This is a genomic window from Pseudaeromonas sp. HNCC25DJ180, assembly GCF_055413345.1.
Genome location: NZ_JBVAYF010000015.1, coordinates 15,067 through 35,714 on the forward strand (window position 1 = coordinate 15,067; position 20,648 = coordinate 35,714).

Sequence of the window (20,648 nt, forward strand, 5' to 3'; positions counted from 1 at the left end):
TTCTTAGAGTTGTTCACGAAAATGGATGTCACTGACGGCGCGCAACCGCTCGGCGGCTTGCTCGGCGGTCAGATCCCGCTGGGTTTCGGCCAACATTTCGTAGCCGACCATGAATTTGCGCACACTGGCTGAACGCAGCAGGGGCGGATAGAAGTGGGCGTGCAACTGCCAATGGGGGGCCTCTTCACCATTGAAGGGGGCACCGTGCCAGCCCATGGAGTAGGGGAAGGAGCACTGGAACAGGTTGTCGTAACGGCTGGTCAGCTTCTTCAGGGCTATGGCCAGATCCTGGCGTTGGGCCGCGGAGAGCTGGGGCAGTTGCTGAACCGCAAACTTCGGCAGCAGCAGAGTTTCGAAGGGCCACGCCGCCCAGTAGGGCACCACGGCGATCCAGTATTCGGTTTCCACCACGGTACGGCTGCCATCGGCCTCTTCCCGGCGGGTATAGTCCAGCAGCAGAGGGCGGCCCTGTTCGGCGAAATAGGCGGCCTGGGTGCGCTCCTCGGCGGCGGCTTCATTGGGCAGGAAGCTGTTGGCCCAGACTTGGCCATGGGGGTGCGGATTGGAGCAACCCATCATGCTGCCTTTGTTTTCAAATACCTGGATCCAGGGGTAGCTGCGGCCCAGCTCCGCCGTTTGTTCACACCAGGTATCGACTACCGCGCCCAGCGCCGGAAGCGAGAGCTCGGGCAGGGTCTTGCTGTGATCCGGTGAGAAGCAGATGACCCGACTGGTGCCGCGGGCACTCTGCAGCTGAAACAGCGGATCGTCGCTGTGCGGCGCGGCCGGGGTATCCACCATCAGGGCGGCAAAGTCATTGGTGAAGACGAAGGTGTTCTTATAGTCCGGGTTCACATCCCCTGTGACGCGGGTATTGCCGGCGCAGAGGAAGCACTCGGGGTCGTGCGGTGGGCGCACGGTACGATCCGGTTCATCCTGTTGTCCCTGCCAGGGGCGCTTGGCCCGGTGCGGGGAGACCAGCACCCACTCCCCTTTGAGTGGGTTAAAGCGACGATGGGGGTGGTCGGTTGGTTCAAATAACATGGTTGTGTCCTTGTTCTAAACTGCGCAAATGGGCTCTAGCCAATGGGGCTCAGGCGTCCGGGTAACCGTTCGGGTTTTGGGATTGCCAGCGCCAGGTGTCGGCGGTCATCTCATCCAGGCCGCGGCTGGCCTGCCAACCTAGCTCCTCGCGAGCCTTGCCGGGGTCGGCCCAGCACTGGGCTATGTCACCGGCGCGGCGCGGGGCTATGACATAGGGCAGATCTCGGCCACAGGCGCGGGAGAAGGCGGCCACCATCTGCAGCACGCTGTAGCCGAGACCGGTTCCCAGGTTGTAGATGTGTACCCCAGGTTGATCCTGCTTGGCCTGGAGGGCCGCCACATGGCCATCGGCCAGATCCATCACATGGATGTAATCGCGCACCCCTGTGCCATCGGCTGTGGGGTAGTCCCCTCCGAACACGCTCAGGTGTTCACGCCGCCCCACGGCCACTTGGGCGATAAAGGGCATCAGGTTGTTGGGTATGCCCTGGGGGTCTTCCCCCATCAGGCCGCTGGGATGCGCCCCGACCGGGTTGAAGTAGCGCAGCAGGGTCAGGGACCAATCCGGTGCGGCGCGGGCAAAGTCCTTGACCATCAGTTCGACCATCAGCTTGCTCTGGCCATAGGGGTTAGTGGCTTGCAGGGTGGGTGAGGCTTCTGTGATAGGGACCTGCTGCGGGTCGCCATAGACGGTGGCGGAGGAGCTGAAAATGAAGTTTTTCACGCCGGCGCGGGCCATGGCCTGCAGCAACACCAGGGTGCCGCTGACGTTGTTCTCATAATATTCCAGTGGTTTTTGCATGGACTCGCCCACCGCCTTGAGCCCGGCGAAGTGGATCACCGCATCGATCTGCTGCTCGGCGAAGATGCGATCCAGCAGGGCGGCGTCGCGAATATCCCCCTGATAGAGAGTGGGGCGCTGGCCGCTAAGCTGTTCGATACGGGCCATGACGCTGGGTTTGCTGTTGCAGAAGTTGTCGAGCAGTACCGGATTCATGCCGGCGGCGAGTAACTGTAAACAGGTGTGACTGCCTATGTAACCAGTTCCACCCGTGACGAGGATTTTGCGCATATTTCACTCCCTGCTTGCGGTCTTAATCGAGATAAAACCAGTGATTACGTTAAGTGTAATCGATTACCCTAACTTTAATCCCGCCATGGTCCGGTTTGGAAGTGTTTTTCTGCTTTATAGTGTGATCCTTATCACGCATCTGCCTGTTTGACGGGTTTTCGCCTCATGCCTTCGGTAAGGTGAGTGTAATTATTTTCACTGTGTGACGTGTTGCCCATGACTCTGCGGCCGCTTTGGATAAAAGGCTGTGTAATAAAGAGAAAACATCGGTAATATCACGACACAATCGGACCTAAAGTCTGTGTAATCAGCGGTAAACCAGCGGGTAAATAAGATGGCTACAATCAAGGATGTTGCACTGTTGTCCGGGGTCTCGGTCGCAACCGTGTCTCGCGTGATCAATGATTCCCCCAAGGCCAGCCAGGCATCGCGGGCCGCCGTGCTCAAGGCGATGGCTGAACTCAATTACCACCCCAATGCCAATGCCCGGGCCCTGGCGCACCAGAGCGCGGAGACCCTGGGGTTGGTGGTTGCGGATGTATCCGATCCCTTCTTCGGCACCATGGTCAAGGCGGTGGAGCAGGTGGCCCAGGCCACGGGGAATTTCCTGCTGATCGGTAACGGTTACCACGATGCCAAGCAGGAGAAGCAGGCCATAGAGCAGCTGATCCGTCATCGCTGTGCGGGTCTGGTGGTGCATGCCAAGATGTTGCCGGATGCCGAACTGGCCCTGCTGATGAGCCACGTGCCTGGCATGGTGCTCATCAATCGCATCCTGCCTGGTTACGAATCCCGCTGCATCGCCCTGGACGATCACCACGGCGCCTGGTTGGCCACCCGGCATCTGATCCAGGAGGGGCACCAGAAGATAGGTTTCCTCTGTTCTAACCATCAGATCTCTGACTCCGAGGATCGCTTGCAGGGCTATCTGGATGCCTTGAAGGAACACGGTATTGCCGTGGATGAGCGGCTCATCTCGCGCGGGGCGCCCAATGAGATGGGGGGAGAAGAGGCAATGACTGAGCTGCTGGGCCGGGGGCGCAATCTGACGGCCGTGGTCTGCTACAACGACTCCATGGCCGCCGGGGCGCTCTCCGTGCTGAGTGACAACGGCATTGAGGTGCCCCAGGATATCTCGCTGGTGGGCTTTGATGATGTGCTGATCGCCCGTTACCTGCGTCCGCGTTTGACCACGGTGCGTTATCCGGTAGCGGCGATGGCGACCCAGGCCGCCGAACTGGCGGTGGCCCTCTCCCAGGGGGCGCCTTTGCCGGAAACCACTAACATGTTCAGTCCGACTCTGGTCCGTCGGCACTCGGTGAGTAACCTAACGCACCGCAGTTAACGGCTCGCGGTTAAAGGTTATCGCCCCCGTTTTGGTTTGCCGCGCAACACCTACTGCTGCGCGGCGGGCCGCTACCGGGTTGGTCGCACCGCCCTTCTGATCTACCGCGCCCTCCTGATCAGGTTCAGCAGAAGCTCTGGGGCCATGGGCTGCGGCGCCTTTCGTTCCATGGCGCTGTGCCGCCTACTTACCGCCGCTTCGGAGCGCTCGATACACCTCTGCCATTCACGCCCCATCTCTTTGCTGCCGTTGACTCCTGCTCACCCTCCGTACTCGGGGCGACCGTATGCCCCTATGCCAATGTCCCTATATCATGTTGACGAAAACGGCGAGCGACCCGCATTGAGGTTGGGCACGCCAACGACAAAAAAGAGCTCGAACTGCACCTGCTCCTTTCCCTGGGGAGGTTGGGAGGGGCTCGGCCTGCGATCTCTGCTCCAATGGCTCTCTGCCATGACGAAATGGGGCGAAAAAACGCTTCGCTTGGCCTCGTGACGCACTCATTACAAAATTAGTGTAATCAATTACACTTGGTTTTGCTTTTATAATTCCTTTTGTAATCATGTAGATATGATTTTAAACTCAGCTGATGCTTACGAGATATCAAGTGATTTAGTAAAACGATCTCATTTTGTGAGTCATGTCATGTCATTTACTGGTACTAACTTCCTATAATTCACCTGCGCCAGTGAAAGCGTTTACCTGTGGCCTGCTGGCATACTCCATATAGTAAGTGACTATGAATAAAGGAATTTCTATGAAAGCTAAATTGCTCGCTACTTCAGTGGCCCTGGCCCTTGCGCTGACTGCCACCTCGGCATCTGCCGTTAACTTCACTGGTTATTTCCGCTCTGGTGTCGGCGTATCTCAGGATGGCAGCATCCAGGAGTGGCAGAAGACCAAGGTGGGGCGTCTGGGCAACGAAGCCGATACTTATACCGAAATTGGTTTGGGTCAGGAGCTCTACAACAAGGGCGGCAAGAGTTTCTATGTGGACAGCATGTTCAGCATGAATTCTGACGGCTCCAACGATTGGGAAGCCACGGGTTCCTCCAATGACGCGACGTTTGCCTTGCGCCAGTTCAACGTCCAGAGCAAGGGATTGATTGGGGCGGCACCAGAGGCCATGGTGTGGGTCGGCAAGCGTTATTACCAACGTCATGACCTGCACATCATAGACGTGAAGTACTGGAACGTCTCCGGCGCCGGGGCGGGCATTGAAGGGCTGCAGGCCGGCCCAGGTACACTGTCTGCCGCCTGGATCCGCGGTGATGGCACCGATGTGAATGACAAATTGCAAAATAATGACGTCAACATCAATTACCTGGACGTGCGCTATGCCGGCCTGAAGCCTTGGAAGGGAGCCTGGACCGAGTTTGGCATCGACTATGCCATGCCCAATCCGACTGATGAGCAGAAAGCGGTCGGTGGCAACTATGATGCAAAGAATGGGGTCATGTTGACCGGTGAGTTGAGCCAGGAGATGCTGGGTGGCAGCAACAAGACAGTGCTGCAGTATGCCGACAAGGGGCTGGCCCAGAACATGGTCTCCCAAGGTGGCGGTTGGTATGACATCTGGAGTGATGCCTCCGAGGCCAAGGGGTATCGCATCATCAATACCGGTGAATTGCCGCTGGGTGAGAAGGCCATGTTTAACCATGTGCTGACGTATGGCGATGTCGACAGCAAAGATGCGTTCACTGATAACTCCACTCTGCTCTCTTTGGTGGTGCGTGCTCAGTACCAATGGACCGATGTGATGAAGAGCATAGTCGAGGCGGGGACCTTCTCCCAGAAGGATACCTACAACGCCGGTAACGAATACAAACAGGGTGGTCAGAAGTACACTCTGGCGCAAGCCTGGTCTGCCGGCCCGGGTTTCTGGGCGCGCCCGGAGATCCGTGTCTACGCCAGCTATCTGAAGGATGGGGAGAACGACAAGACCTTCAATAGCAAGCAGGACAACAACACCATGAACTTCGGCGTGCAAGCCGAAGCCTGGTGGTAAGCGATTGCAGCGACAAGGGGAGCCTCAAGGCTCCCCTTTTTCTTTGGTGAAAGACCTTGGAGAGCCCAAGCATGATGACCCGAGCGCTAGCGCTTGTGATGTTGCTGACTGCCGGAGTGCTGTCGGCGGCGCAGGCCGCACCGATTGTCGGTGCCGATATTTCCCATTTGCCGCAACTCGAAGCGGCCGGGGCCAAGTTTTATGACCATGACGCCAAGTCGGCCGAAGATCTGCTGGTGATCCTCAAGCGTCATGGGGTGAACCGCATTCGCCTCAAGGTGTGGAACGAGCCGGGCAAGTATACCGAGTTCCCGTCTGATCAGAGCGGGCCGGAAGGCTACAACAATCCGGCCCATGTGGTCGCCATGGCCAAGCGGGCCGAGGCGGCGGGTTTACAGGTGATGATCGACTTCCACTACAGCGACTGGTGGGCGGATCCGGGCAAGCAGACTATGCCGGTAGCCTGGCGCAAGCTGGATGCGGCCGCAGTGAGCGAAAAACTGTACGCCTTTACCCGGGATGTAATGCAGCAGCTCAAAGACGCCGGGGTGACCCCTGCAGAGGTACAGGTAGGCAACGAGATCTCCAACGGCCTGCTCTGGCCGCTGGGCCGGGTCCCGGAATGGGATAATCTGGCGAGCTTTATCAAGGCCGGTGCCCGTGCCGTGAAGGAGATATCACCGAGCTCGCGGGTGGTGCTGCATCTGGATGCCGGTGGTGACAATGGCCGCTGTCGTCGCTGGTTTGATGCCATGTTGGAGCGCGGTGTGCAATTTGATGTCATCGGTCTCTCCTTCTATCCGGTCTGGCACGGTGCCCTGGCCGATCTGCAACAGAATATGGATGATTTGAGCCAGCGCTATGCCAAACCGGTGATCGTGGTCGAGACCGCCTATCCCTGGACCACGGGCAACGGCGACAGCCAGCAGAACATCTACACCTCGACCGGATCTGAGACCTATCCGATGACGCAGCAAGGCCAGCAACAGTTTTTGACGGCGCTGTGGCAAACCGTCAAGGCGGTGCCGCAAGGTCGGGGTGAAGGGGTGATCTACTGGGAGCCCGATTTTATTCCGCACCCCGGAGCAGGCTGGAAGGCTGGCGCCGGGGATGAGTGGGACAACGTGACCCTGTTTGACTTCCAGGGCCGTGCGCTGCCGGGGCTCAAGACCTTCGGGAAAGCGGCGCAATAACGCCCAAGGTGTAGCGTGTCGGGCAGAGGGGGGGGGAGCCCACTATAGGGGAAGAGAGGGCGAGCGCCACGGGGGACGCTCTGCTTGGCTCCTTCCCCATTTTCCTAGGGAAGGCCGGGATGAGGTTTTGGCGCGGTTCCCATTATGTGTTGGGGCTAGAGCGGCATAGGGATAACCTTATGCCGACGCACCGTTAATCCCTCCCTGAGGCCTACGGTCGGCTTAATGGTTACCTCCACCGCATTGATTAGTCACTCAACCCCATGCCAACGCGCAGATGGGGTTCCGCTGGCAGAACCCCGCCACTGAAAAAAAACCTAATAAATATGACCTTTCCCATTCGAGCCCATTCCCTGAGTGAAACGATTGCGCTAGCCTAAGGACTCAAAAAGCGCAAGACGGCTACCATCACCGACAGGCCGTTTCGCGTCTTGGCACTGTGATAGCCGCAAGTCTGTGGCGGGTAGCTAGAGAATCTTGAGGCGCTCCATAACTAAAATGTTAAGTAACTTAGGATATCTCTATGCCATATGATTTAAGTAATCGACTTGTAATTGGCTTGGCATCAAGTGCTCTATTTGAATTATCAGATTCAGATGCAGTTTTTCGTGACGATGGCGAAGAAAAATATAGGTCTTTCCAACGGGATAATGAAAACATACCTCTGAAACCAGGCGTTGCCTTTCCATTTATCAAAAGACTTTTATCTATCAACGAAATTTCACCAAAAGATCCGCCAATTGAAGTTATCTTATTGTCTAGAAATGATCCTGACACAGGCCTGCGGGTCATGAAATCTATCCAACATTATGGGTTAGGCATGACCAGGGCAGTATTTTTACAAGGGAGAGATCCCCATAGATATATTCCTTCTTTATCTATTAGTCTATTTCTTTCGGCAAACGAAGTGGATGTAAAGCAAGCTATTTTAGCGGGCTATCCTGCGGGTCAAGTTTTAGATTCAAAACACATGGATATTATTGGCGACAATGAGTTGCGGGTAGCGTTTGACTTTGATGGTGTCATTGCTGACGATGAAGCAGAGAGCATTTATCAAAAAACACATGACCTCGGGCAATTTCATCAACATGAAGCGGAAAAAGTTCATATAACTCATAATCCTGGACCATTAAAAGAGTTCTTACAAAAGCTATCCATTGTGCAGCAAAAAGAACAAGAAAAAGTTTTGGTCGATTCTTTATATAAACCAAAACTACGAATATCAATTGTCACTGCTAGAAATGCCCCGTCACATGAACGTGTAATAAATACTATGCGAGACTGGGGGATCACCGTAAATGAGGCTTTTTTCTTAGGTGGTATAGATAAAAGTTCAATTTTAGAGGTTCTCGATCCTCATATCTTCTTTGACGATCAGAGAGTTCATCTTGACCCTGCATCAAAAGTGCTTCCGTCTGTGCATATTCCGTTTGGCGTAGCAAATAAAGATCTTGTAGATGCGATTAGCGAAGCGTAATCGTACGCATGAAGTCATAAGTGTTCAGTGTTATATTCCACATGTCATCTAAAGTTATTTGTTGTTTGTTTGAGAACTACATAGGGATTAAATTGATTTGTGCGATTACGCTTCGCTAATCGCACCTGCTTAGGCTCATTTTTAATTAATAATGGAGGATACATTATATTATGGATAAGGCGTGTCGCTTGGGCTGAGCAGGCGAAGCCCAACGCGTTCGCAAGAAAAGAAAATCTGGTTTTTTAAATCGGTGTCGTGGTAAACGCTGGGCTTCATGTTATTCAACCTAACGGGCTGGTTTCTAGCGCTCAAGAGCTTAACCCCACCCCGACCCTCCCCTTGAAAAAAGGGGAGGGAGAACAGCGGCGCCAGATCCTGGTTCACTATGTCACTACATCCATAGTTATGGTCGTGCCTCTGCATGTTATTCCTTTTCCCTTTCTCTTCGTTTATCGCTCTTTTCTGTTTCGCCCAAGCCCAAAGACGACCAATTGGCACCCAGCCGTTCAACACCACGATAGTCCAGCAAGCGGGCTTTATGGCGTAGCTGGGGTTGCCGGAAGTAATCTCTCAGCCCTGCGGTTGTCTTGCCACTGGTTGGTGCGCGGGTGTCCACGCTCTGGGCCAAGTCACGAGGCCCGAGCTGGAAACTGGGTGTCCCGGTTGCGGGTGGGAAATTTTGGCAAGGGAAGGGACACCCAGTTTGGTGCCGCAATCTGGTGCGGCGCTCTGGCGTTAGGCTTTTGTCAGCCTAGGCCGGGCTGGCTAAGGGTCAGTTAGCCGCTTTTACCGTGACCTGCAGCTTAGTGGCATCCCGGCGATCCAGTACAAACTCGTAGGTGCCATCTGCTGGCGGGGTAAACTTGATGTCGCCCCACTGATAACCGGATTTGACTATGACTGGCTTGCCCAGCTCTACCTTGCTGGTCGGGTCAAAGACGCCATAGGTGCTATCGCCCTTCCACTTCTCATCGGCAAATTTGAACTTGTAGGCGCCATGGCTGGCTTGCAGTACGGCCTTGGCGCTGAGTACGCCTGCCTCGCTCTGTTGCAGTTGCTGGGCCTGGGGGGCTTCCCAATTGTTCATCTCACCACGCAAAAACAGGGGGCGGTTGGCGGCGCTATCGGCTGTGCTCTCCGCGGCCAGAAGGGGCTGGGCACAGGCCAGCAGGGTGGCGGCTAATATCATCTTCTTAAACATCATCTTCCTCGCTTGATGGGTTACTGGGGGGTGAGCGGCGGTGCCGGCTCCCAAAGACCTCGTCGCGCAAGGGCTTTGGGGGCAGGGGAGCGGCCCGCTGCCGCTCCGCCAGCGTTAGAGGGTGAATCGTTGCACCAGCTCCTGTTGGGCTTGCGATAGCTGCTGCAGCTGGCCGCTGGTATGGGCCACCTGGGTGAGTGCGGTGCGGTTGTTATCGGCAATGCCATTGATGTTGTTCATGTTTCTGGCAATTTCGGCGCTGGTGCACTGCTGCTGTTCGGCGGCGGCGGCAATTTGGCTGCTGAGATCGGCTATGTGCTGCAACTCATCGGAGATGGTGTTGATGGCCTGCTTGGTGTCATCACTATCCTGGGTGCAGATGGCCATCACTTGACCACTGGTGCGGATCGCCTCCACGGCTTGGCGGACGCTGGATTGCAAGGCGCTGATCATGGCCTGGATCTCCGAGGTCGAGGCGGCCGTTCTGTGTGCCAGGTTGCGGACCTCACCGGCGACCACGGCGAAACCGCGCCCCTGATCGCCAGCCCGGGCGGCTTCGATGGCGGCATTCAAGGCCAGCAGGTTGGTCTGTTCGGCGATTTGGCTGATCACATCCAGGATGCCGCCTATGTTGACGCTCAGACCATGCACCTCTTCGATCACCTGTTGCGAGCCCTGGAGTTGGCTGGCCAGTTGATTGATGCGGGCTATGGTGCCATCACTGATGGCGCGCCCCTCATCCGCCTTGCGGGTCACCGCCATCACGGATTGCAGTGAGTGGTGGGCGGCACTGGCCACATCGCCGACCGTGTGTTCCATCTCCACCATGGCGGCGGCGACGCCTGCCGTTTCGCTGCGCTGTTGCTCCAGTTGCTGGTGAGTCTGCTCCAGGGTGATCTGGTTGCGATTGGCAACGGCGCCTAGCTCATTGGCACTCTGCACCACCTGGCACAGCATGGCCCGCATCTCCTGGGCCAGGCCATTGATGCCGCTGGCCAACTGGCCAAACTCATCACCTTGGTCGTAGCGGATCTGTTGCGTCATATCGCCCTGGCTCAGGGCACTCAACACCTTCAGCGTCTGTTGCATGGGGGTACGGATGGCGGCGATAACGCGCCACAGCACCAGGGTAGCCAGTAGCAGGGCGACCCCCAGGCCGATGTAGAGCACGGACTTAAGCTGCTCCAACACCTGTTGGGAGCGGGTGACTCGACTTTGCATCTGCTGATCGACGGCGGCATCTATGTCGGCCAGCTCGCCCAATACGCTGTCTATGATGCGGGTGGCCTGCTCACTCTGGTTGCGGAGTTGGCTGCTCTCTTCGGTCAGGCCCAGATGACGAGCCAACAACCCCTGCGCGCCTGCGGCATCGTTTAACAGTTGATCCAGCAAGTGCCCCACGCTGGCTTCGAACTCGATGGCGCCACCGAAGGCGCTCTCCTGTTTGAGCAGCTCGGCGGCCAGCTCCTTGCGTTGGGCTTGCAGTTTGTTCACCAGCTGACGGTTGGCCTCCAGGCGTTTGCCCACCAGTTGCGGGTTATTCTGTTTCAATGCCTCCTGGCTGGCATCGGCCAGCAGCTCCAGGTTGTTGGCCAAGTTATGGCTCAGACCCACGGTATAGTGGCTCCCCAGCGGGGCGACCAGCCGTGCCATCTCCTTGAGCAGCCGTTTACTGCTGGCGGTGATGTCACTGCTTTGGGCGATTTTTTGCTGGTTCTCCAGGTTGGTGGCATAGAGGGTCACCAGCTGCGAGGCCAGTTGCCAGTAGATGCTCTGCTGCTCTTTGAGGCTCGCCAGTTTCTGCAGTACGGCGGGTTCCTGCTGGGCTTTGTGCTCCAGGGACTGCACGTCATGGCTAAAGGTCGTTTGCCATTGCTCTAGCCGTGCCTTGCCGTGAGCCAGGCTCTGGCTATCTGCTTGGGCCAGCAGGCTATGCAGCTCCTTGTCCAGGGAGAAGAGATCCTTGGTGACAGCGCGGCTCTGCACCAGCATGGGAGCCACTTGCCCGGCCAGGATATTGACTTGGGATGCCAGCTGTTGCCCTGAGTGCAGGGCCATCACTACCGCCAGTATCATCAAGGCAATGATGAAACCGAAGGCAAAGACGATGCGTTGAATGATGGAAAAACGGTTCATAGTGAGCCACCTTTGTTATCGGTTACACCTTAATTTTCACCCATCCCCTCGGCGGTCGAGCCGACGTGGTAAACCATCACCCGCTATTTTACAGGGCTTTAGCCCGGTTATTTGTTGGGTAACGAGCGGTGCTGGGTTTGATATAGTCACGTTGCAGATAAAACTTACCTTATTGGTGGTACCGATTACATTATTTTCTTGCACGGTTGCAGAGCCAGTGTTGTGGGTTGCGATCCTGCTCTCATTTCAGTGCGGCATGAGGGGAGGCCTGTTATTGGTGTGGCATTGGTTCTGACTCTTGTGCACAACTCCCATCCTGTTAATGAAAAATCCAGGGAAGCTGAGGCTCCCTCCCCTTTTTTCAAGGGGAGGGTTGGGGTGGGGTCTGCTTTTTAGCTTGTGAAACATCAAAAGCCACCCCCTCCCAACCTCCCCCTTGGCAGGGGGAGGCGCTGTTCGAAGCTTTTTTCGGCATTTATCTCACCAATCGACTAAAGATGTGTATAAGAGACAGGCACTGGAGTGGCTTGGCGTGGCATGGGTGTGAGGGGAGGCGTTGCAGTTTGGGGCGGGTGAAACGTTCGGGATTCGAGATCCCGGATAGAAAAGCCCCCCGACTGGCGGGGGGCTCGGGGACGTGACGGTGGGCTTATTGACTGACGCGGATCCCGTCACTGTTGAAGACCAAACAGTGTTCCGGGGAGAAGAAGACATCCAGCTGTTGATAGGGCTTGAAGGCATTGTCGCCGGCCAGCAGCAGCTTGAAGTTATCGATGCCACAGCACTGACCAAACAGGTAGGTGCTGTTACCCAGACGCTCGACCACCTCGCAGGTAAAGGCCAGATGAATGCCACTGCCATCGGGCAGCACATGCTCGGGGCGCAGGCCCAGGGTGAGGTTGCTGCCTTCGGCCTGCTGCTGTATGGCGATGGGCAGAGTGAGTTGTAACTGGTCGGCGATGCGCACCTCTATTTCGTGCGGTGACCAGCGGATCAGGCGGGCGGGCAGAAAATTCATCTTGGGTGAACCGATAAAGCCGGCCACAAACTGGTTGGTCGGTTTGTAGTAGAGATCCATGGGCGAGCCCACCTGCTCCACCTTGCCATAGTTCATTACCACTATCTTGTCGGCCAGGGTCATGGCCTCCACCTGATCGTGGGTCACATAGATCATGGTGGTCTTCAGCTCCTGGTGCAGCTTGGCAATGTGCAGACGCATCTCGACCCGTAGCTCGGCATCCAGGTTGGAGAGGGGTTCATCGAACAGGAACACCTTGGGGTTGCGCACTATGGCGCGACCAATGGCGACCCGCTGGCGCTGGCCACCCGAGAGTTGCTTGGGTTTGCGATCCAGCAGGTGGGAAAGCTGCAAGGTTTTGGCCACCATGCCGACCTGATGCTGGATCTCCTCTTTCGGCACGCCGTTGACCTTGAGGCCGTAACCCATATTTTCGGCTACCGTCATATGTGGGTAGAGGGCGTAGGACTGAAACACCATGGCGACCCCACGGTGTGCGGGGGCCACGTCATTGACGACCGTATCCCCGATGGAGATTTCACCGTCTGAGATCTCTTCCAGGCCCGCTATCATGCGCAGCAGGGTGGATTTGCCACAGCCGGAGGGACCGACGAAGACGGTGAACTCACCATCTTGCACATCGAGATTCACATTATGCAGCGTCACGTTTTTGCCAAAACGCTTGATGACATTATGCAGTCTGATACTCGCCATCTTGTTTAACTCCTTGATAATAATAAAGTTCACTGAATGTTAAGTGCCGAGTGTCCGGCCCATGGCGTACATCAGAAGTGCTACTTCGCTATCCAGGCGCCTCGCCTGAGATGAAAGGGCACGCCACCATTCGCTGCTGCGGTGAAGCCAATATAACAGCGTGGTGTAATCGCTTGCACTAAGTGCTGTTGCTTTTGTGCATAAGATCACACCCTTTGCATCTGGCACTGGCAGACAGGACGCGCTCCGCTTAACTTAATCACATCTGGTGTAATCGTTACCCCAACTTATGTAACAGACTGCGGCGAGGTGTGATGCCGGGCTCTTGTCAGCAGAAGTTCTGAAACGACTCACTGCCAGAGTGCAAAGTTCTTTTTAATCAAATTGTTAGTGTGTCGATGTGCTGTGAGAACGGTTGGTTCAGCCAGGTGCTTTCCACCAGATGTCGCAGCAGCAAGTCAGCATATGGGTAGGTTGGCAGTGACTTAAGAGGATCCAGATGGCCTGGTTGTGAAAACACCGCATCTGAATGAGTCGCTACCGCGAAATGGTTAGCCATGGTTTTCGCCTGAATAGGGTCAAGGAGCAACGATGAAGATTAAGACATTAACCGCGGTCGTCATGATGTCACTGGGTGTGGCGGGTGTATTCAGCAAGGCCGTCATGGCTGCCGAAGGCGAGCTGCTGGTGTGGGAAGATATCAAGAAGTCCAATGGCATCAGTGAAGCCATCAAGGAGTTCGAGGCCCAGAATCAGGTAAAGGTGAAGGTGCTGGAGATGCCCTACGCCCAGCAGATCGAGAAGCTGCGTCTGGATGGCCCGGCGGGCATAGGTCCGGATGTGCTGGTGTTGCCCCATGATCAGGTCGGTACTGCCGTGGTGCAGGGGCTGATCAGCGAACTCAAGGTTGACCCCGCCTATCTGGCGACCTTCACCAAGCCTGCCGTCGATGCTCAGACCTATGACGGCAAGCTCTACGGTATTCCCAAGGCGGTGGAAACCATAGTCCTGGTCTACAACAAGGATCTGCTGCCAAAAGCGCCGGAGAAGTTTGACGATCTGATCGCCTTCTCCAAGACCCAGCGTGCGGCGGGCAAGTATGGTCTGCTGGCCAAGTTTGACGAGATCTACTACTCCTACGGTGTGCTCGCCGGCATGGGGGGTTACATCTTCGGTCAAAACGGCAACGGCTCCTTGAACGTCAAGGATGTGGGTCTGGCCAATCAGGGGGCGATCGCTGCGGTCAGCTTCCTGAAGAGTTTCTATGCCAATGGCCTCTTCCCGGCCGGTATCGTCGGTGAAACCGGCGCCAACGCCATTGACTCTCTCTTCACCGAGAAGAAGGCCGCCGCCGTCATCACGGGTCCTTGGGCCTTCCAGCCCTATAAGGATGCGGGCGTGAACTACGGTGTGGCGCCGCTGCCCCTGCTGCCCAATGGCGAGCATATGCGCTCCTTCCTGGGCGTGAAGGGCTACAGCGTCTCCACCTACTCCCAGCAAAAAGCGCTGGCCCAGAAGTTTGTGGAGTTCATCAACCAGGCTAAATACGCCAAGCAACGCTTCCAGCTGACCGGTGAAATCCCGCCAGTGAAGGCGCTGATCGATGACCCCATCATCAAGAACGATGAGAAGTCCCGTGCCGTGGCCATTCAGGCCGGTTACGCCATCCCTATGCCTAGCGTACCCGAGATGCAGGAAGTGTGGACCCCGGCCAACAGCGCGCTGCAACTGGGTGTCACCGGCAAGCAGGATGTGAAGGCGGCGCTGGAAGCGGCGGTGAAAAATATCAACATGCAGATCGAAGCGAATCACGCCAATAACCAATAACGATTCGTAGCGTCATGATCTGCCAACATGGGCGCTAGGCCGTCTGGCGCCCATGTTTTTAATGGATAGGAGGTGTATTGTGGTTGTCGATTCCAGCGGTATCGCGCAGATCGGAGCTAAAACCCATCATGCCAAGGTGGCGATGCTGTTATCGCTCATCCCTGGGCTGGGCCAGATTTACAATCGGCAAGTGGTTAAGGGCGCGATCTTCTTCGTCATTCTGGCCTGTTTTTTCAGTGTCTTTCATGAGTTTCTGCGGATGGGCTTCTGGGGGCTGTTTACCCTGGGTAGCGAATTGCCGCGGGATAACTCGGTGTTTCTGTTGGCCAAAGGGGTCATCAGCGCCATAGTCGCGACCTTCGGTGTCGGCGTCTACTACTGGAGTCTCCGCGATGCTTACCTCTGTGGTGAGAAGCGGGATCAGGGTCAGGCTCTGATGGGCGTCAAGAAGCAGTATCAACTGCTGCTGAGCGAAGGCTTCCCCTACCTGATGATCACCCCGGGCTTTATCCTGCTGGTGTTCGTGGTGGTCTTCCCCATCATCTTCGGCTTCTCCATCGCCTTTACCAACTACGATCTCTACCACACGCCGCCGGCCAAGCTGGTGGACTGGGTGGGGCTCAGGAACTTCTTCAACATCTTCCGTCTGGACTTGTGGCGCTCCACCTTCTTCGATGTGCTGCAATGGACCGTGATCTGGACTCTGATCGCCACCACGCTGCAGTGCTCCGTGGGCGTGCTGCTGGCCATACTGGTAAACCAGAAGGATCTGCGCTTCAAGCCGCTCATTCGCACCATACTGATCTTGCCGTGGGCGGTGCCGGGTTTCGTCACCATTCTGGTGTTTGCCGGTATGTTTAACGAGACCTTCGGGGTCATCAACAACGGCATCCTGGCCTCCTTGGGGATAGAACCCAAGGCGTGGATGACCGATCCCTTCTGGACCAAGACGGCGCTGATCCTGATGCAGACCTGGCTGGGTTTCCCCTTCGTCTTCGCCATGACTACCGGCGTGTTGCAGGCAATACCGGATGATCTCTACGAGGCGGCGACTATCGATGGCGCCACCACCTGGCACAAGCTGACCACCATCACGCTGCCGCTGGTGCTCTACTCGATTGCCCCGATCCTCATCACCCAGTACACCTTTAACTTCAACAACTTCAACATCATCTACCTGTTCAACAACGGTGGCCCGGCGGTTATGGGTTCCAACGCGGGTGGGACGGATATCCTGGTCTCCTGGATCTACAAGCTGACCATGTCCTCCTCCCAGTATGCGATTGCGGCCAGCATCACCATCTTGTTGTCCATTTTCGTGGTCGGTATCGCGTTGTGGCAGTTCCGCGCGACCAACTCCTTCAAGCAAGACGACATGGCCTAAGGAGCGCAGAGCATGAGTGTTAAACACAGCGTCAAAAAAAGTAATTTCATCAGATTGGGCCTCTCATATCTGCTGCTGTTCATGGTGTCAGTCATCATCATCTACCCCCTGGTGTGGACCATTGGTGCCTCTCTGAACCCGGGTAACAGTTTGCTCAACACCTCGATCATCCCGGAGAACCTCTCCTTCTTGCACTATCGGGAGTTGTTCAACGGCAATATCGACTATGCCGCCTGGTACTGGAACTCCATGAAGATCAGTGTGCTGACCATGGTGCTCACGCTCATCAGTGTCAGCTTCACCGCCTATGCCTTCTCCCGCTTTCGTTTCCGCGGGCGGCAGAATGGGTTGATGCTGTTCCTGCTGCTGCAGATGATCCCCCAGTTCTCGGCCTTGATCGCCATCTTCGTGCTGGCGCAGATGCTGGGTCTCATCAATAGTCATCTGGCCCTGGTGCTGGTCTATGTGGGCGGCATGATCCCGATGAATACCTATCTGATGAAGGGCTATCTGGATGCCATCCCTAAGGATCTGGACGAGTCGGCCCGCATGGATGGTGCCGGTAACTTCCGCATCTTCATCGAGATCATCATGCCGCTCTCCAAGCCGATCATCGCCGTGGTGGCGCTCTTCTCCTTCACCGGCCCCCTGGGTGACTTCATCCTGGCCAGTACCATATTGCGTACGCCAGACAAGTTCACCCTGCCGATCGGCCTCTACAACCTGGTCTCCCAGAAGATGGGGGCCAGCTACACCACCTATGCCGCCGGTGCCGTGCTCATTGCCGTGCCCGTGGCGATCCTCTACCTCTCACTGCAGAAATACTTTGTCTCTGGCCTGACCGCCGGCGGGACCAAGGGCTAACTACACAGGATGCGAACAATGAAGCTGAAAACGAGTTTGTTACTGGCCGCCATGCTGGCCACCGGAACCCTGACCCTGCCACTGGTGGCTCAGGCCGCCGAACAGGTCACCATCAAGCCGGTCGCGGGTATGGCATCCGACTTTATCAAGGGGGCCGATGTCTCCATGCTGGCCGAAGTGGAGAAGCACGGCGGCAAGTACTTCGATGAGCAGGGCGTAGAGAAAGACGCCATGCAGATCCTCAAAGAGAACGGCTTTAACTATATTCGCCTGCGGATCTGGAATGACCCTAAGGATGCGGCGGGGAAGGGTTACGGTGGCGGCAATAACGATCTGGCCACCACCATTGCCCTGGCCAAGCGCGCCAAGGCCAATGGCATGAAGTTCCTGCTGGACTTCCACTACAGCGATTTCTGGACCGATCCGGGTCGCCAGAATAAGCCGAAGGCCTGGGCCAAGATGAATATCGAGCAGATGACTCAAGCCCTGCATGACTACACCAAGAGCACCATTGCCGAATTCAAGAAGGCGGGTGTGCTGCCAGATATGGTGCAGATCGGTAACGAGATCAACGGTGGCATGATGTGGCCGGAGGGCAAGAGCTGGGGTCAGAACGGCGGCGAGTTTGACCGTCTGGCGGGTCTGTTGAAGGCGGGCGTTAACGGGGTGAAAGAGAACCTCACGGCCAAGGATAACGTCAAGATCATGTTGCACCTGGCGGAAGGCACCAAGAATGACACCTTCACCTGGTGGTTTGATGAGATCACCAAGCGCAACGTGCCCTTCGATGTGATTGGTCTCTCCTTCTACACCTACTGGAACGGCCCCATCAGCGCCCTCAAGTACAACATGGATGACATCAGCAAGCGCTATAACAAAGATGTGATCGTGGTGGAAGCGGCCTATGGTTACAGCACGGCGAACTGTGATAACGCCGAGAACAACTTCGGTGCCAAGGAGGCGACCGATGGCGGTTATCCGGCCACAGTTCAGGGTCAGGCCGACTTCCTGCACGATCTGATGCAGAGCATAGTCGAGGTCCCAGCCAATCGCGGCAAGGGGATCTTCTACTGGGAACCGGCTTGGTTGCCAACATCAGGTGCGACTTGGGCCACCAAGGCGGGTATGAAGTACAACAACGACGACTGGAAGGAGGGCAATGCCCGGGAAAACCAGGCGCTGTTTGACTGTCAGGGTCATGTGCTCCCCTCCATCAAAGTATTTAACTGATTTCACGCCACGGCACCCAACACCCTAGCTGGGTTGGGTGCCGCTTTTTATCGTTTCCCTGGAGGAAAAGATGAGTAAGTTTCCCCCCTTGAGTGACAAGGTGCCTGTGCTGTTGCATGGGGCCGATTACAACCCGGATCAGTGGTTGGATAACCCTGAGGTGCTGGCTCGCGATATCGAGATGATGAAGCAGACCCGCTGCAACGTCATGTCAGTGGGCATCTTCAGTTGGTCAGGCATAGAGCCCGAAGAGGGGCGCTACGAGTTCGGCTGGCTGGATCAGGTGCTGGATACTCTCTACGCCAATGGCATCTATGTCTTCTTGGCCACGCCGAGTGGCGCGCGCCCGGCCTGGCTTTCCACTCAATTCCCGGAAGTGCTGCGGGTGAGCAAGGAGCGGGTCAAGGCGCTGCATGGCGGCCGTCATAACCACTGCCTGACATCGCCTGTGTACCGGGAGAAGGTGCGGCAGATCAACACGGTTCTGGCCAAGCGCTATGCCCACCACCCGGGCGTCATCGCCTGGCACATCTCCAACGAATATGGTGGCGAGTGTCACTGCGAGCTGTGCCAGGCCCAGTTCCGTGACTGGCTCAAGGCCCGCTATGGCACGCTGGAGGCCCTGAATCAGGCGTGGTGGAGCACCTTCTGGAGCCATACCTTCACCGACTGGGAACAGATAGCGTCTCCTGCGCCCCAGGGTGAGATGTCGATCCATGGTTTGAATCTGGACTGGAAGCGCTTCAATACCGCTCAGGTAACCGACTTCTGCGCCGAAGAGATCAAGCCGTTGAAGGCGGAGAATCCGGCCATTCCGGTGACCACCAACTTCATGGAGTACTTCTACGACTATGACTATTGGCAGTTGGCCAAGGTCATCGACTTCATCTCCTGGGACAGCTACCCCATGTGGCACAACGCCGAGGATGAGTGCACCCTGGCGGCCTATATCGCCATGTACCACGATCTGATGCGGACACTCAAAGGGGGTAAGCCCTTCTTCTTGATGGAGTCCACGCCCAGCCTCACCAACTGGCAGTCCATCAGCAAGTTGAAGAAGCCGGGGATGCATATTCTCTCCTCCCTGCAGGCGGTGGCGCACGGCTCCGACTCGGTTCAGTATTTCCAATGGCGCAAGAGCCGGGGCTCGGTGGAGAAGTTCCACGGCGCCGTGGTGGACCACGTCGGCCATCTCAACACCCGGGTTGGCCGTGAAGTCCAGGCGCTAGGGGAGATCTTGAGCCAGTTGGCACCCGTGGTCGGTAGTCGGGTGGCGGCGAAAGTCGCCATCATCTTCGACTGGGAGAGCCGCTGGGCCATGGACAATGCCCAGGGGCCGCGCAATGAGGGGCTCTTCTATGAGAAGACGGTGGCAGAACACTATCGTCCCTTCTGGGAGCTGGGGATAGCGGTGGATGTGATCAATGCCGACTGCGACTTGAGCCAGTATCAGCTGGTGATCGCCCCCATGCTCTACATGGTGCGCGAGGGCTTTGCCGAGCGGGTGGACGCCTTCGTCCAGGCCGGTGGCAACTTTGTCGCCAGCTACTGGAGCGGCATAGTCAACGAATCCGACCTCTGTCATCTGGGGGGCTTCCCTGGCCCGCTGCGTCCCATCCTCGGCATCTGGGCCGAGGAGATAGACGCTCTGTATGATCATGAACGCAATGGCATCACGGGCATTGATGGCAACGAGTTGGGGCTGCGCGGCCCCTATGCTGTGACCCATCTGTGCGAGCGGATCCAGTTGGAGGGGGCTCGCGCCCTGGCTCGCTATCAGAGCGACTTCTACGCCGGTGAGCCGGCGGTCACTGTGCATGACCATGGTTGCGGTCGCGCCTACTATGTGGCGTCACGCAACGATCTGGCGTTCCAGCGGGACTTCTTCGGCCAACTGGCCGGTGAGCTCCACCTGCCGCGCGCCCTGGCTGCCGAGTTGCCTTATGGTGTCACGGCCCAGAGTCGGCGGGATGGTGAGCAGGAGTTTGTGTTCATCCAGAACTACACAGGCCTATCCCAGGTGGTGAGCCTGCCCGCTGGTTATGAGGAGATGACCACGGCCGAGCCGTTGGGTCGAGAGCTGACGTTAACCGGCTATGGTTGCCGGGTGCTGCGTCGAGCCCTGGCTTAACCCC

Annotated in this window: 14 protein-coding genes; 9 read left to right on the forward strand and 5 right to left on the reverse strand. The window is 56.7% G+C overall.

Translation table 11 applies throughout. The features are described from left to right. Positions 1-3: 3 nt before the first annotated feature. Both galT and galE read right to left on the reverse strand, forming a co-directional pair. The gene (gene galT, locus ACZYTD_RS14030) at positions 4-1,044 is read right to left on the reverse strand and encodes a galactose-1-phosphate uridylyltransferase (protein WP_463892909.1); all 1,041 of its coding nucleotides are present in this window, start codon (positions 1,042-1,044) and stop codon (positions 4-6) included. 49 nt (positions 1,045-1,093) lie between these two features. Further along, positions 1,094-2,116, reverse strand: coding sequence for a UDP-glucose 4-epimerase GalE (galE, locus tag ACZYTD_RS14035; protein ID WP_463892911.1), 1,023 nt, complete (start codon positions 2,114-2,116; stop codon positions 1,094-1,096). 334 nt (positions 2,117-2,450) lie between these two features. On the opposite strand from galE, the gene galR reads away from it, so the two are divergent. The 4 genes from galR (at position 2,451) to ACZYTD_RS14055 (ending at position 8,139) form a co-directional block, all read left to right on the forward strand. Continuing rightward, positions 2,451-3,461 (forward strand): HTH-type transcriptional regulator GalR, encoded by a 1,011-nt coding sequence (gene galR / locus ACZYTD_RS14040; RefSeq protein WP_463892913.1) that lies wholly within the window; start codon positions 2,451-2,453, stop codon positions 3,459-3,461. Between the two features lie 757 nt (positions 3,462-4,218). Then, positions 4,219-5,469 (forward strand): maltoporin LamB, encoded by a 1,251-nt coding sequence (gene lamB / locus ACZYTD_RS14045; RefSeq protein ID WP_463892915.1) that lies wholly within the window; start codon positions 4,219-4,221, stop codon positions 5,467-5,469. A gap of 71 nt (positions 5,470-5,540) precedes the next feature. After that, the gene (locus ACZYTD_RS14050; protein ID WP_463892917.1) at positions 5,541-6,662 is read left to right on the forward strand and encodes a glycoside hydrolase family 53 protein; all 1,122 of its coding nucleotides are present in this window, start codon (positions 5,541-5,543) and stop codon (positions 6,660-6,662) included. A 523-nt stretch (positions 6,663-7,185) separates the two neighbouring features. Continuing rightward, positions 7,186-8,139, forward strand: a complete 954-nt coding sequence (locus tag ACZYTD_RS14055; RefSeq protein ID WP_463892919.1) for a 5'-nucleotidase — start codon at positions 7,186-7,188, stop codon at positions 8,137-8,139. Positions 8,140-8,911: 772 nt separating this feature from the next. On the opposite strand, the gene ACZYTD_RS14060 is transcribed toward ACZYTD_RS14055, so the two are convergent. The 3 genes from ACZYTD_RS14060 to ACZYTD_RS14070 all read right to left on the reverse strand — a co-directional run bounded on the left by ACZYTD_RS14060 (position 8,912) and on the right by ACZYTD_RS14070 (position 13,208). After that, on the reverse strand, positions 8,912-9,343 hold the full coding sequence (locus tag ACZYTD_RS14060) for an early set domain-containing protein (protein ID WP_463892921.1): 432 nt from the start codon (positions 9,341-9,343) through the stop codon (positions 8,912-8,914). Between the two features lie 111 nt (positions 9,344-9,454). After that, on the reverse strand, positions 9,455-11,476 hold the full coding sequence (locus ACZYTD_RS14065) for a methyl-accepting chemotaxis protein (protein WP_463892923.1): 2,022 nt from the start codon (positions 11,474-11,476) through the stop codon (positions 9,455-9,457). 649 nt (positions 11,477-12,125) lie between these two features. Continuing rightward, positions 12,126-13,208: an ABC transporter ATP-binding protein gene (locus ACZYTD_RS14070; RefSeq protein WP_463892925.1), complete on the reverse strand. Its 1,083-nt coding sequence runs from the start codon at positions 13,206-13,208 to the stop codon at positions 12,126-12,128. A 591-nt stretch (positions 13,209-13,799) separates the two neighbouring features. Between ACZYTD_RS14070 and ACZYTD_RS14075 the strand changes: the two genes are divergently transcribed. The 5 genes from ACZYTD_RS14075 (at position 13,800) to ACZYTD_RS14095 (ending at position 20,644) form a co-directional block, all read left to right on the forward strand. Next, the gene (locus ACZYTD_RS14075) at positions 13,800-15,035 is read left to right on the forward strand and encodes an extracellular solute-binding protein (protein WP_463892927.1); all 1,236 of its coding nucleotides are present in this window, start codon (positions 13,800-13,802) and stop codon (positions 15,033-15,035) included. Between the two features lie 79 nt (positions 15,036-15,114). Continuing rightward, positions 15,115-16,419, forward strand: coding sequence for a carbohydrate ABC transporter permease (locus tag ACZYTD_RS14080; protein WP_463892929.1), 1,305 nt, complete (start codon positions 15,115-15,117; stop codon positions 16,417-16,419). A 12-nt stretch (positions 16,420-16,431) separates the two neighbouring features. Next, a complete protein-coding gene (locus ACZYTD_RS14085) occupies positions 16,432-17,283 on the forward strand; it encodes a sugar ABC transporter permease (protein WP_463892930.1) in 852 nt (283 codons plus the stop codon). Positions 17,284-17,301: 18 nt separating this feature from the next. Continuing rightward, entirely contained in the window at positions 17,302-18,513 is a 1,212-nt protein-coding gene (locus ACZYTD_RS14090; protein WP_463892932.1) for a glycoside hydrolase family 53 protein, read from the forward strand. 70 nt (positions 18,514-18,583) lie between these two features. After that, entirely contained in the window at positions 18,584-20,644 is a 2,061-nt protein-coding gene (locus ACZYTD_RS14095; protein ID WP_463892934.1) for a beta-galactosidase, read from the forward strand. The last annotated feature ends 4 nt before the right edge of the window (positions 20,645-20,648 follow it).

Excerpts from the sequence above, each read along its gene's own strand:
- ACZYTD_RS14075 (WP_463892927.1), top strand. The coding sequence starts at position 13,800 with ATGAAGATTAAGACATTAACCGCGGTCGTCATGATGTCACTGGGTGTG.
- lamB (WP_463892915.1), top strand. The coding sequence starts at position 4,219 with ATGAAAGCTAAATTGCTCGCTACTTCAGTGGCCCTGGCCCTTGCGCTG.
- ACZYTD_RS14050 (WP_463892917.1), top strand. The coding sequence starts at position 5,541 with ATGATGACCCGAGCGCTAGCGCTTGTGATGTTGCTGACTGCCGGAGTG.
- ACZYTD_RS14090 (WP_463892932.1), top strand. The coding sequence starts at position 17,302 with ATGAAGCTGAAAACGAGTTTGTTACTGGCCGCCATGCTGGCCACCGGA.
- ACZYTD_RS14095 (WP_463892934.1), top strand. The coding sequence starts at position 18,584 with ATGAGTAAGTTTCCCCCCTTGAGTGACAAGGTGCCTGTGCTGTTGCAT.
- galT (WP_463892909.1), bottom strand. The coding sequence starts at position 1,044 with ATGTTATTTGAACCAACCGACCACCCCCATCGTCGCTTTAACCCACTC.
- ACZYTD_RS14055 (WP_463892919.1), top strand. The coding sequence starts at position 7,186 with ATGCCATATGATTTAAGTAATCGACTTGTAATTGGCTTGGCATCAAGT.
- ACZYTD_RS14060 (WP_463892921.1), bottom strand. The coding sequence starts at position 9,343 with ATGATGTTTAAGAAGATGATATTAGCCGCCACCCTGCTGGCCTGTGCC.
- galR (WP_463892913.1), top strand. The coding sequence starts at position 2,451 with ATGGCTACAATCAAGGATGTTGCACTGTTGTCCGGGGTCTCGGTCGCA.
- ACZYTD_RS14085 (WP_463892930.1), top strand. The coding sequence starts at position 16,432 with ATGAGTGTTAAACACAGCGTCAAAAAAAGTAATTTCATCAGATTGGGC.
- galE (WP_463892911.1), bottom strand. The coding sequence starts at position 2,116 with ATGCGCAAAATCCTCGTCACGGGTGGAACTGGTTACATAGGCAGTCAC.
- ACZYTD_RS14065 (WP_463892923.1), bottom strand. The coding sequence starts at position 11,476 with ATGAACCGTTTTTCCATCATTCAACGCATCGTCTTTGCCTTCGGTTTC.
- ACZYTD_RS14070 (WP_463892925.1), bottom strand. The coding sequence starts at position 13,208 with ATGGCGAGTATCAGACTGCATAATGTCATCAAGCGTTTTGGCAAAAAC.